Origin of the sequence: Streptomyces sulphureus DSM 40104 (assembly GCF_000381025.1) — a bacterium.
Taxonomy (GTDB): Bacteria; Actinomycetota; Actinomycetes; order Streptomycetales; family Streptomycetaceae; genus Streptomyces; species Streptomyces sulphureus.
Genome location: NZ_KB905830.1, coordinates 26083 through 38044 on the forward strand (window position 1 = coordinate 26083; position 11962 = coordinate 38044).

Here is an 11962-nt window from a genome sequence, read left to right on the forward strand (position 1 = left end):
CGCACACGAGTGCGCCTCGTCGGCGTCCCGTTGAGGGGCGGTCGTCCGTCTCGCCCGCAGGACTTCCCCAATCGAACTGCAACGCAGGCCACTTGGGCGAAAGGCCGCGACATCCCGACCCACGGCCCGCACGCGACGGACCCCGCCGTCCGGCACTCCTGGACGGGTCCTCGCGCGTCCGGCCGTGCAGAGGACCCGGTCGCGGCCGAGGTGCGGGCTGGAAGCCCGGCGTGCCCGGCCGCATGGCAGTGGCCGCCCAGCGCTCCGTCTTCAGCCCCGCGCGCAGCCGCTCACCCCGTCCGCCCGTACCAAGTCCCCCGCCGCACACGGCGGTTCAGCCCCCGCCCTCATCCGGCGGCGCTCGGCTCCAGTTCCGCGGGGCCCACGCCCGCGCGCCGGGCCAGGGCGACGGCGGCGAGGGTCGAGTGGACGCCGAGCTTGCCGAGGACGTTCTGCATGTGGGTGCGGACGGTGTGCGGGGAGAGGTAGAGGCGTTCGGCGACGGCCTTGCGGCCGAGGCCCGCGACCATGCACCGCAGCACCTCCCGCTCGCGCGGCGTCAGCGACTCCACCAACTGCTCGCTCTCGGTACGGTGTTTGCGGGAGGCGGTGAGCTCCTTGAGGACGCCGGTGAGAAGCGCGGGCGGGAGGTGCGTCTCGTCCTTGAGGACCCCGCGGATCACCTGGAGCAGGCGGCTGAGGGAGCAGTCCTTCGCCACCCATCCGCCGGCGCCCGCCTGGAGCGCCGCCGCGGCGTGCCGCGGATCGTCCCGCTCGGCGAGGACGACCGTACGCAGCCGGGGATGGTCGCCGCGCACACGCGCCACGAGCGGGATACCGCCACCGGCGGGCTGCTCCCCCGGCGCACGCTGCGGCGGCGGAGCCGGCTCGACGGACGGTGCGCTCGCCTGCGCCGGTGCGCCGGCGAGCGGCGCAACGGCGGCCTGGCGGCCTCCCCGCGCCGCCGCGGCCGTCAACTGGCGGCTCTTCAGGCGCCGTTGGTGCGGCTGACGCTGCGGGTGCGGCGGGTGTCCCGGAGTCGGCGGGTGGGGTGTCTGGTGCACCACCCCTGCGGCGGCCTCGCCCGCGGGGTGGCCGTCTAACGGTGGAGCCAGCGGCGCCGCGAGGTCGGCGTCGACGAGCATGACGTCGAAGCCGCGGCCCTCCGTGGCCGCGCGCTCCAACTGGCGCAGCGCGGCGGGGCCGCTGCCGGCCGCCGAGACTTCGACGTCCTGCTCCGCCGCGAGCGCGGCGCCCAACGACTCGGCGAAGATACGGTGGTCGTCGACCACCAGGACACGGATACGTTGCATCGCCACCCCCAGGCAGTGCGGGTACGGCGCCCGATGCACGGAGCGCGCATCCCACGGCCGCCGCCGTGTCTGCTGGCTACCCCGGCACCGGGCGTCGTACCCGGCTGTCTCGCCCCCTGATCGACGTCGGCCCCCACCGACGCCGTCTACCAGTCTCAGCGTACGGATGCCCGCACCCGACGGAAGGCGATTGGCACAACTCCTTTGCCGGCGCGGCCGATCGGAGCGGTCCGCAGGGCGCCGGCGCAACGCCCTCCGTCCCGCACCCGGAACGCACAACGGCCCGGTGCGCTGGGGCGACTCCCGCCGCACCGGGCTCTGCGCCTACGGGGTGAGCCGGCGTGCGCCCGCGCTCGGTACCGCCTCGAAGACCTCCGGTTCGGCGTAACCCGCCTCGGCGAACGCCAGCACCAGCGCCTCGCGGACGTCGTCCACGAGTACCTCGTCGAGGAGGACGATCGCCGAGCCGCCGAAGCCCCCGCCGGTCATCCGCGCACCGAGCGCGCCCCGGTCGACGGCGACCTCGACGACGAGGTCCAACTCCGGGCAGGAGACGGCGAAGTCGTCCCGCAGCGACCGGTGCCCGGCGGTGAGCACGGGCCCGACCGCCCGCGTCTCCCCCGCGTCGAGGAGTGCGATCACCTGCCGGACCCGGTCGTTCTCGGTGACGACGTGGTGCACGTACCGGCGGACGACGGGGTCCTCGATGCGGCCCAGCGCCTCGTCGAGCCCGTCGAGCGGCACGTCGCGGAGCGCGCGGACGCCGAGCGCCGCGGCTCCCGCCTCGCAGCCGCGGCGGCGCTCGGCGTAGGCACCGTCGCCGAGTTCGTGTGTGACCCGGGTGTCGACGACGAGGAGCCGCAGCCCTTCCAGAGCGAGGTCGAAGGGGACCTGGCGGCGCTGGAGGTCGCGGGTGTCGAGGTAGAGGGCGTGGCCCTCGGTGCAGCAGGCGGCGGCCATCTGGTCGAGGATGCCGCTGGGCACGCCGACGAACTCGTTCTCCGCACGACGGCACACCTCGGCGAGGCTCGGGCGGTCGAGGCCGAGCCCGTAGAGGTCGTCGAGCGCGAGCCCCGTGGAGACCTCCAGGGCCGCCGAGGACGAGAGCCCCGCGCCGGTCGGCACCGTGGACTCGAAGTGCAGGTCCGCACCGCCGACTCGGTGCCCGGCGGTCCGCAGCGACCACGCGACGCCCGCCGGGTACGCCGCCCAGCCGCCGGCGAACCCCTCGGCGACGGGGGCGAGTCCGTCGAGCGTCAACTCGACGACGCCGCCCGGCTGGTCGGAGGAGTGCACCCGCAGCACCCCGTCGTCCCGCCGCGCCGCCTCCACACGGCACAGGTGCGGCAGCGCGAGGGGCATGACGAACCCCTCGTTGTAGTCGGTGTGTTCGCCGATCAGGTTGACGCGTCCGGGAGCTCCCCAGGCGCCCTCCGGCTCGCGCTCGTAGATCTCGCGGAACCGGAAGGCCCCGCCCGCCGTGGTGGCGCTCATCGTGCCGCCTCCGTCCGCTGCGCGAACTGCCAGGCGTCGCCGACGATTTCGACGAGGTCGGCCCGGCGCGGCGTCCAGCCGAGCACGCTCCGCGCCCGGTCGGCCGAGGCGACGAGGACGGCCGGGTCCCCCGCCCGCCGCGGTGCCGGAGTCACCGGCACCTCGCGCCCCGTCACCTGGCGTACGGTCTCGATCACCTCGCGGACGGAGAAGCCGTTGCCGTTGCCGAGGTTGCAGACGAGGTGGCCGCCGGGGGCGACCGCGTCGAGCGCGCGCAGGTGGGCCTCGGCGAGGTCGGTGACGTGGATGTAGTCGCGGACGCAGGTGCCGTCGGGCGTCGGGTAGTCGTCGCCGAAGACGGAGACGCTCTCCCTGCGGCCCTGCGCGGCCTGGAGGACGAGCGGGATCAGGTGCGACTCGGGGTCGTGCCGCTCGCCGTACGCGCGGCCGTCGGGCGCGACGTGGGCACCGGCGACGTTGAAGTAGCGCAGCGACGCGGCGGCGAGGCCGTGCGCCGCGCACTCGCCCGTGAGCATGTGGTCGACGGCGAGCTTGGTGGCGCCGTAGGGGTTGGTCGGCTGCGTCGGGTCGGTCTCGGTGACGGGGGAGCGCTCCGGCTCGCCGTAGACCGCGGCCGTCGAGGAGAAGACGAGGCGCCGCACGCCGGCCTCCCGCATCGCCGCGAGCAGCTTCACCGTGCCGCTGAGGTTGTTCCGCCAGTACTTCTCGGGGCGTTGGACGGACTCGCCGACCTGCGAGTGCGCAGCGAAGTGCAGCACCGCGTCGTAGCTGCCGTCGACCCACTCGGCCGCCTGCTGGATACGCCCCTCGACGAACTCGGCGCCCTCGGGGACCGCTTCGCGGAACCCGGTGCTGAGGTCGTCGAGGACGGTGACCTCGTGCCCCTCCTCCAGCAGCCGCGCAGCGACGACGCTGCCCACGTACCCGGCGCCGCCGGTCACCAGGTACCTGCCGGGACTCCGCTCGCCCGCCTGGGATCTCGTCGTACTCAACTAGCTTGCCACCTCTCGCAGTCGCCGAGCCGCGGCCTCCGGCGGCACGTCGTTGACGAACACGTTCATACCGGACTCGGACCCGGCGAGGAACTTCAGCTTTCCCTCACTCCGCCGGATGGTGAAGAGTTCCAGGTGGAGCGCGAACTCCTCCCGCCCGAACGCCTCCCCCGAGTGCGTCGTGCGCCCGATGCGGGGCGCCTGGTGCCAGCCGGAGATGTACGGGGTGGGCGGTTCGCCGTCGCCGAAGATCCGGTCGAAGCGGCGGAGCAGTTCGAGGTAGACGGAGGGGAACTCCTCGCGTGCCTCCTCGCCGAGCGCCGGCAGGTCGGGCACGCGCGGCTTGGGGTAGAGGTGGACCTCGTAGGGCCAGTGCGCCGCGTGCGGTACGAACGCCACCCAGTGCTCGGCGTCGATCACCACCCGGTCGCCGAGGGCGAGTTCGCTTGCGACGACCTCGTCGAAGAGGTTGCTGCCGCCGGTGCGCGAGCTGAACTTCCGGGCGGCCGCGAGCATGCGGGCCGTGCGCGGGGTGGTGAAGGGGTAGGCGTAGATCTGGCCGTGGGGGTGACCGAGCGTCACACCGATCTCCGGGCCGCGGTTCTCGAAGCAGAAGACCTGCTCGACGCCGGGGAGTCGGGAGAGTTCGGCGGTCCGGTCGGTCCAGGCGTCCAGGACGAGGCGGGCGCGCTCCTCGCTGAGGTCGGCGAAGGACGCGTAGTGGTCGGAGGTGAAGCAGACGACCTCGCAGCGTCCCGCGCCGGGGCGGTGGGCGAGGAGGCCGAGCGGTCCGTCCTCCGTCTCGGGGCCAGGGCGGCCGGCGAAGGAGGGGAAGCGGTTCTCGAACACGGCGACGTCGTAGTCGTGTTCGGGGATCTCGCTCGGGCGGCCCTCGCTGCTCGGGCAGAGCGGGCACTGGTCGGCCGGCGGGTGGTAGGTGCGCGCGTTGCGGTGCGCGGTGATGCCCACCCACTCCTCGAGGAGTGGGTCGTAGCGGATCTGCGGTTCGGGCTCCACCCGGGGGAGGTCGCGTCGGTCGACGGCGTCGCGTGACGCGTCCTCGTGGTCGGCGCCGTCGTAGTAGATGATCTGCCGGCCGTCGGCAAGGTGGCGTTGGGTCTTCTTCACCGTGCGGGCTCCTCGCTCGTTGACCCCAAACAGAATCGCACACATTGCCTCGCCAGCTCACACGAAGGTCAGTGCCGCGTGGTCCCTAGCCTACAAAAGACTCATTCCGGACAATCGATGCGGCGTTGGCTCCGGTAGCATCACGATCCAACAAAACCATGCAACAGAAGACTTCAGAAAGGGAAGTTCAGCAGGTACTTTCGCGTCCGTTCCGATCGCGCAATGAAGCGAGTAACCCCATGCACTTCCTGGCCGAAGAGCTTCGGCTCCCCACCAACGGACTCGATTACACACTTCTCGGCATCTACTTCGTCGTGGTGCTCGGGATCGGCTTCGCTGCCCGGCGAAGTGTCAAGACGAGTCTCGACTTCTTCCTCTCCGGGAGGTCGCTCCCCGCCTGGATCACCGGCCTCGCCTTCGTCGCCGCCAACCTGGGCGCCACCGAGATCCTCGGCATGGCGGCCAACGGCGCCCAGTACGGCGTCTACACGGTGCACTGGTACTGGATCGGCGCGATCCCGGCGATGGTCTTCCTCGGCCTCGTGATGATGCCGTTCTACTACGGGTCCAAGGTGCGCTCGGTCCCGGAGTTCCTGCTCCACCGGTTCGGCCCCTCCTCGCACCTGCTGAGCTCGATCATCTTCGCGGTCTCCGCCGTGCTGATCGCGGGCGTCAACCTCTACGCGCTCGCCATCGTGCTGGAGGCGCTGCTCGGTTGGCCGCAGTGGGTGGCGATCGTCGTCGCCGGGTTCTTCGTCCTCGCCTACATCACGCTCGGCGGGCTCTCCTCGGCGATCTACACCGAGGTGCTCCAGTTCTTCGTCATCCTCGCGGCGCTGATCCCGCTCACCGTCCTCGGGCTCAAGCGCGTCGGCGGCTGGGACGGCCTCTCCGACTCGCTCACCTCCTCGCACGGCGGCTCGTTCATGACCGCGTGGGAAGGGACGGGGATCGGGACCGACAACCCGCTGGGCGCCAACTGGCTGACGATCGTGCTCGGTCTCGGCTTCGTGATGAGCTTCGGCTACTGGACCACCAACTTCGCCGAGGTGCAGCGCGCGCTCTCCGCGAAGAACCTTTCCGCGGCGAAGCGGACCCCGCTCATCGCCGCCTTCCCGAAGATCCTGATCCCGGCCGTCGTCGTCATCCCGGGGCTCATCGCGCTCGTCATGGAGCCCGCGCTCGGCAAGCCCGGCAGCGGCCTCGACTACAACCACGCCATCCCGGTGCTCATGCGGGACCTGCTCCCCAACGGCGTCCTGGGGATCGCCGTCACCGGGCTGCTCGCCGCGTTCATGGCGGGCATGGCGGCGAACATCTCCTCGTTCAACACCGTCTTCACCAACGACATCTACGCTGCCTACCTGAAGAAGGGGCGCCCGGACGAGCACTACGTGTTCACCGCGCGCGTGGTCACCGTCGTCGGCGTGCTGATCGGGATGGGCACGGCGTTCATCGCCTCCACCTTCAGCAACATCATGAACTACCTCCAGACGCTCTTCTCCTTCTTCAACGTCCCGCTCTTCGTCGTCTTCATCGTCGGGATGTTCTGGAAGCGGACGACGCCGGCGGCCGGCTTCTGGGGGCTGCTCTCCGGGACCGTCGCAGCGATGATCAACTACTTCTGGTTCTACCAGGCCGGGTTGATCGACATCCCGACCGAACAGGGCGCCAACTTCGTCTCGTCGATCGTGGCGTTCGTCGTCGGCGGCATCGTGATGCTGATCGTCACGCTCGTCACCAAACCGAAGCCGGCGGCCCAACTCCAGGGCCTCGTCTACGGAACCGTCTCGCCCGGGCTCCAGGAGCCGCCGGCCGAAGGGGACGACGCCTGGTACCGGAAGCCGGCGCTCCTAGGCTGGGGCGCGATCATCCTCGCAGCCGTCTGCTACATCCCGTTCTCCCTCTGACGCCGCAAGGACGCTGAACACCCATGAGCGAGCAGCACAACCGCCCCGACGACGAGAACCCGCCGGCCGCCGAGGAGATGGCCCGCGAGGTCGACGAGCTGGAGCGCCGCTCCAACACCGCGGCCCGCCTCTTCGACGTGCGGCGGATCATCGGCGGCCTCTTCGTCGTCTACGGGGTCATCGTGACCATCGCCGGAATCCTCGCCACCGAAGAGGACCTGAAGAAGGCGCAGGACGTCAACATCAACCTCTGGACGGGGCTCGCGATGCTGGCACTCGGCATCTTCTTCCTCGTCTGGCTGCGGGTCAGCCCCACCGTCCCGCCGCCCCCGGCCGAGGAGCTCGTCCGCGAACAGGGGATCGACCCGCACGACGGCGGCCCCGACAGCGGCCGCACCGACGGCGGGGAGTCACCGGGCACCCGCGACTGACGCAGCCGTGCGCGGCCGTCCGCACCGGCGGGCGGCCGCGCACGGCTCAGCCGGCGTCGGGCGGGGCGGACCCCGAAGCGCGCTCGAGGAGCCCCGTCCGCGCGGCGAGCGCCGCCGCCTCCAGCCGCGAGCCCACGCCCAACTTCATGAGTACACGCTGCACATGGGTGCGTGCCGTGCTCGGCGCTATCCCCATGCCGGCCGCGATCAGCCGCGTGTCCTCCCCCTCCGCGACCCGGACCAGCACTTCCACCTCACGGGGCGTCAGCATCTTGAGGAGGCGGGCACCCTCGTCGTCGGGCTCGGCGACCGGGTTGAGGAGCTCGGCGAAGGACTGCTGGAGCAACTGCGGGGCCACGGCCGCCTCCCCGGTGCGCGCCTTCACCATGGCGCGCTCGACGCCCTCGATGCGCTCGTCGTGCCGGACGTAACCGGAGGCGCCCGCGGCGAAAGCGGCAGCTATGCCCCGCGGGTTGGGAACGGGACCGAGGACCACGACGGCGATCTGCGGCTTCTCCCTCTTGATCCGCACCACCGGATCGAACGTGCCGGGCTCGGCGGGGGTGGCCGTGCCGAGCAGGCACACCTCCGGAGCCCGGCTGATCACCAGCTCCGCCGCCCCGGCACCCGGCGCCGCCGCGGCCAGCACACGATGGCCTCTCAGCTTCAGCGCCGAGGCGAGGGCCTCGGCGAGCAGGCGGTGGTCGTCGACCACCATGAGCCGCACGCTCATGAGCTTCCCCCCACACGTCAGGAGAGGCCGACACCCCCCAGGCCCAGCCCCTCTCCTGCCCCCGGAAGCTACACGCTCGCTGCCCGATCCGCGCCCCGTACGAGACGAAATCCCCCTCGAACAGGCCGCGCTGAGCGGGTAGTTACGCCGCCGGCCCGCCGCAGCGGGTGCGACGGGCCGGAGGTGGAAGGGGTACGGGTCAGTCGGCGGCGAAGCCGACGGCGAGCTTGCGCTTGTCCCTGTCGTAGTCGCGCCGCTCCGAGATCAGCTTCTCCAGCAGGAAGAGGCGGTTGTTCTCGTAGAGGATCGGTGTGCGCGCCGAGTAGGGGGCGATGGAGATGGCCTGCTCGCCCTTGCCGACGTCGGAGACCGGCATCTTGAGCTGCACCGTCTCCTTGCCCTGCGCGGCGTCGAGCTTCACGATCTCGCCGCCGACCGAGTACGCGGGGAGCTTGTACGCGATGACGTCGTCGCCCTCCGTCTTGATCGGTACGATCGTGCGCTTCTCGCCGGCCGGTGCCTTCCACTTGGCCTTGCCCGTGGCCCAGTCGAAGGCCATCACCTCGTTGGTGCGGCCGGTGTCGCTGGAGCCGGCGTGCTCCGTGGTCGAGAGGTAGAAGGCGTCCTTGCCGACCGCCATCGTGTGGCAGGAGTTGACCTCGGTCGAGCACGGCTTGTTGTAGCGCTTGCCGATGGTGACCTTCGCCTTGAGCTTCCCGTTGTCGTCGACCGTCATGACGTCGGTCGGCAGCGAGGTCCCCGCGCCGACGACGAGCGTCAGCGGCTTCGACGACGCGATCCGCGCCGTTTGGACGCCCTTGGGCGCCTTGAACTTCATCGTCGCCTTGCCGGTCTTCGGGTCGAGCTTCTGCACCGTGATCTGCGAGGAGGAGAAGCTGCCGCACTCGACGACGACGGCGAGCTCCTCACCGCCCACATAGCCGGTGTCCCGGCAGTTGCTCGGCTTGCCCGACCACAGCTCGTTCCCCGAGGAGATCGAGTACGCAACGGAGCCGCCGATCCACGCGGCGGCGACGGTGTCGCCGCTTATCGCGACGTTCTCGGCGCTCGTCGTCGTCGAGCCCGGCAGGTCCTTGTCCCAGACGAGCTTGCCCGCGTGGAGGTCGATCACCACCATGCGCGTGCACTTGGCGCTGCTGGAGACGGTCTCCTGGACGATCGCGGCGACCTTGCCGTCGGACGTCTTCTCGTTCGACGCCGCGCAGACGCCGCCCTTGAGGTCGATCCGCCACTTCTCCTCGCCGCCGGGCAGGCTGAAGCCGATCAGCTCGTTGACGGAGCTCTTCGCGAAGACCTTGTCCGTGGCCCAGCCGCCGACCACCGAGGTGACCGTCTTCACCTTGGGTGCGTCGAGGCTGACGATCTCCTTCGCGTTGACGTTCGCCTTTTTGTCGCCCTCGGCCGAGGCGCCCTGCGACGAGCTCTTGTCGTCACCCTTCGACTCGTCCGAGCCGTCGTCGTCCCTCGTCACGAAGAAGACGGCGACTCCGGCGATCAGGACGACCGCGACGGCGGAGGCGATGATGGCGATCAACTTGCTGTTGCCACCGCCGCCAGGCTTGCCTCCCGGAGGCGGCGTCGGGTAGCCGAGGGCTCCGGGCGGGGTCTGCTGCGGGTAGCCGTAACCGCCCTGCGGGTAGCCGTAACCGCCGGGCGGCGGGGTCTGTTGCGGGTAGTTGTAGCCGGCGGGCGGCGGGGTCTGCTGCGGGTAGCCGTAGCCGGCGGGCGGCGGGGTCTGCTGCGGGTAGCCGTAGCCGCCCGGGGGCGGCTGGTGCGGGGCGCCGAAACCGCTTGCGGTCGGCGGGGCTTGGGGGCCGCCGGGCGGTGCCTGGGGCGGCGGTCCCGGAGGGGGTGTCGGGGCGCCGGCGGGCGGCGGTGCCTGGGGCGGTCGGGGCGGCTGGTTGGAGGACGGCTCCTCGGAGTCCGGGCCCTGCGGGGCGCCGAACCCCCCGGAGGGCGGCTGGTTGGGCGGTGGGGGCGGCTGCGACATGGCAATCCCTCGTGAACATGCTGGCCGAATGCCCGGCCCCTCTCACCCCCGTGTGGACACCCCCGCACGTACAACCCCCGTACGAAAAGCGCCCTGGGCCGAGCGAATCGGACACACAGCCGGCCAGTGGTCGACTTCTGAGCGGACATTCTTTCTACCACCGGATGCCCGAAAGCCAAGGGGCGGTTCCCACCGGGGCGAAGGGGACAGGCGCCGCTCGGCCGGGAGTTCGGCTTCGCCAGTCCCCAACTGCCCGTATTCGGCGCTCACTTCACGGGCAACGACACCATCCCCTCCCGACCGGGCGGCGCCTCGAAGCCCACGGCGAGGGTGGACTTGGGATGGTCCGGGTCGTCGTCCCCCAGCGTCGTCTCCTGGAGGAAGAGCCGGCCGTCGGCGAAGACGAGCGGCACGTTCTCGCCGGTGCTGTAGATCTCCGCGGACGGCTCGCCCTCCGGTGCCGGCGTCCTCAACAGGCGCCGCTGGCCGCCGTTCTCGGGATCGACGAGGAGCACCTCGGCGCCCGTCCCCCAGCCCGGGCTCCGGTAGGCGAGGACGCCGCCGCCGACCCTGGCGAAGGGGGTGAGCAGGCCGCGGCCGTTCGCCGAGGACTTCCACACCGCGCGACCCGTCCTGCGGTCGAAGGCCATCACCTCGTTGGTCGGGGGGTCCTTCGGGCCCGCGCCGTTGTGCTCCTGGGTGGCGAGGTAGATCCGGTCCTCGTCCACGGCCATCGAGTAGCACGAGTCCACTTCGCCGCCGCAGGGCCGCCGGTACCGCGAACTCAGCGGAATCCGCGATTCCACCTCGCCGTTGCCGCCCACCGTCAGCACGTCGGAGACGAACTCCTCGCCCGCGCCCACCACGAGCGTCAGCGGGTCGGCCGAGGCGATGCGCACGGTGCGGACGTTCTTCGGCACCTCGAACTCCCAGAACGGCTCCCCCGTACGCGGCTCCACGCGCTTCACGTACGACTTCATCTTCGGCGGATTGCCGCACTCGACGACCGCCGTCAGCCCCTCGCCGCCCACGAATCCGCGGTCGCGGCACCACGTCTCGTCCCTGTGCCACAGCCGCTTGCCCGTGGCGACGTCGAACCCGGCCGAGTGACCCGTCCACGCGGCACCGACCGTACGTCCGCCGAGGGCGACGCTCGCGTAGCTCCCGGGGCCGCCCGGGAGCTTCCACCGCCACACGACCGTGCCGGTCGTGAGGTCGAGCAGCGCGACGGAGGTGCACTCGGCGTCGTGGTCCTCCCCGGCGCGGACCACGACGGCCACTCTGTGGTCCGCCGTCTGCCCGCTGGAGGCGGCGCAGACGCCGCCGCCGAGGTCGATCGTCCACCGCGTCTTCCCGTCCGGGAGGCCGACGCCGCGGACTCCGTCGAGGGTGGTCTTGGCGAAGACCTCACCCGTCGCCCAGCCGCCCGGGACCGTTGTCGGCGCGTCCGCGCCGGGGGCCTCCAGGTCGAGGATCTGCCGCGCCTCGCCCTTCCGCGGCTCGTGGAACCCGTCGGGCCCGCCCCGCCGGTCGTCGGACGTCACGACGAGCACACCGAGGAGCACGACGAGCGCCACCACCACCGAAGCGGCGACCAGGACGACGACGTGGGCGGGCCTCGTCCCCTTACCGTGCGGCGGCGAGGCCACCGGACCCGTGCCGCCCCCGGGGTACGCCGTCCCTCGCAGCCGTGCCACTACCCTTTCCCCCTCCCGCGCGCGGACCGGGTAACCGTACCTGCGCAACTCGCCTGAGGAGATGGGGGTGTTGGGGCTCACGGGCGCCGGAGGCACGCCTCGGGAGCGGGCGCTCCGTCGCCCGGGGAAGCGGAGAGCTGCTTCCGGGCGGGCTGACTGCGCTGCCCCTCGCCGGGCACGGAGGGCGGCCTGCGCAGGAGGACGTGCTGTCGCGTGGCCGGTCGTACACGAC

9 protein-coding genes are annotated in these 11962 nt (G+C 71.7%); 2 read left to right on the forward strand and 7 right to left on the reverse strand.

All coding sequences use genetic code 11. The annotated features are described in order from the left end of the window. Positions 1–347: 347 nt before the first annotated feature. The 4 genes from F603_RS0130075 to galT all read right to left on the reverse strand — a co-directional run bounded on the left by F603_RS0130075 (position 348) and on the right by galT (position 4948). On the reverse strand, positions 348–1313 hold the full coding sequence (locus F603_RS0130075; protein WP_019549636.1) for a response regulator transcription factor: 966 nt from the start codon (positions 1311–1313) through the stop codon (positions 348–350). A gap of 324 nt (positions 1314–1637) precedes the next feature. Next, the gene (galK, locus tag F603_RS0130080) at positions 1638–2807 is read right to left on the reverse strand and encodes a galactokinase (protein ID WP_019549637.1); all 1170 of its coding nucleotides are present in this window, start codon (positions 2805–2807) and stop codon (positions 1638–1640) included. Then, positions 2804–3769, reverse strand: coding sequence for a UDP-glucose 4-epimerase GalE (galE, locus tag F603_RS0130085; protein ID WP_019549638.1), 966 nt, complete (start codon positions 3767–3769; stop codon positions 2804–2806). Before galE ends, galK begins: the two co-directional genes overlap by 4 nt. Positions 3770–3820: 51 nt before the next feature. Continuing rightward, complete coding sequence (gene galT / locus F603_RS0130090; RefSeq protein WP_019549639.1) at positions 3821–4948, reverse strand: galactose-1-phosphate uridylyltransferase; 1128 nt, start codon at positions 4946–4948, stop codon at positions 3821–3823. Between the two features lie 239 nt (positions 4949–5187). On the opposite strand from galT, the gene F603_RS0130095 reads away from it, so the two are divergent. Then, positions 5188–6858 (forward strand): sodium:solute symporter family protein, encoded by a 1671-nt coding sequence (locus F603_RS0130095; RefSeq protein WP_019549640.1) that lies wholly within the window; start codon positions 5188–5190, stop codon positions 6856–6858. A 23-nt stretch (positions 6859–6881) separates the two neighbouring features. Further along, positions 6882–7289: a DMT family transporter gene (locus F603_RS0130100; protein WP_019549641.1), complete on the forward strand. Its 408-nt coding sequence runs from the start codon at positions 6882–6884 to the stop codon at positions 7287–7289. A gap of 46 nt (positions 7290–7335) precedes the next feature. On the opposite strand, the gene F603_RS0130105 is transcribed toward F603_RS0130100, so the two are convergent. The 3 genes from F603_RS0130105 to F603_RS0130115 form a co-directional block, all read right to left on the reverse strand. Continuing rightward, positions 7336–8022 carry a response regulator transcription factor gene (locus tag F603_RS0130105; RefSeq protein ID WP_019549642.1) on the reverse strand — a complete coding sequence of 229 codons (687 nt, stop codon included), beginning with the start codon at positions 8020–8022 and terminating at the stop codon, positions 7336–7338. 199 nt (positions 8023–8221) lie between these two features. Then, positions 8222–10033: an outer membrane protein assembly factor BamB family protein gene (locus F603_RS0130110; RefSeq protein ID WP_019549643.1), complete on the reverse strand. Its 1812-nt coding sequence runs from the start codon at positions 10031–10033 to the stop codon at positions 8222–8224. A gap of 266 nt (positions 10034–10299) precedes the next feature. Then, entirely contained in the window at positions 10300–11730 is a 1431-nt protein-coding gene (locus F603_RS0130115; RefSeq protein WP_019549644.1) for an outer membrane protein assembly factor BamB family protein, read from the reverse strand. Between the last annotated feature and the right edge of the window lie 232 nt (positions 11731–11962).

What these genes read in the sequence shown, in the direction of transcription:
- F603_RS0130095 (WP_019549640.1), top strand. Translation starts at nt 5,188, where the DNA reads ATGCACTTCCTGGCCGAAGAGCTTCGGCTCCCCACCAACGGACTCGAT.
- galK (WP_019549637.1), bottom strand. Translation starts at nt 2,807, where the DNA reads ATGAGCGCCACCACGGCGGGCGGGGCCTTCCGGTTCCGCGAGATCTAC.
- F603_RS0130100 (WP_019549641.1), top strand. Translation starts at nt 6,882, where the DNA reads ATGAGCGAGCAGCACAACCGCCCCGACGACGAGAACCCGCCGGCCGCC.
- F603_RS0130075 (WP_019549636.1), bottom strand. Translation starts at nt 1,313, where the DNA reads ATGCAACGTATCCGTGTCCTGGTGGTCGACGACCACCGTATCTTCGCC.
- F603_RS0130105 (WP_019549642.1), bottom strand. Translation starts at nt 8,022, where the DNA reads ATGAGCGTGCGGCTCATGGTGGTCGACGACCACCGCCTGCTCGCCGAG.
- F603_RS0130110 (WP_019549643.1), bottom strand. Translation starts at nt 10,033, where the DNA reads ATGTCGCAGCCGCCCCCACCGCCCAACCAGCCGCCCTCCGGGGGGTTC.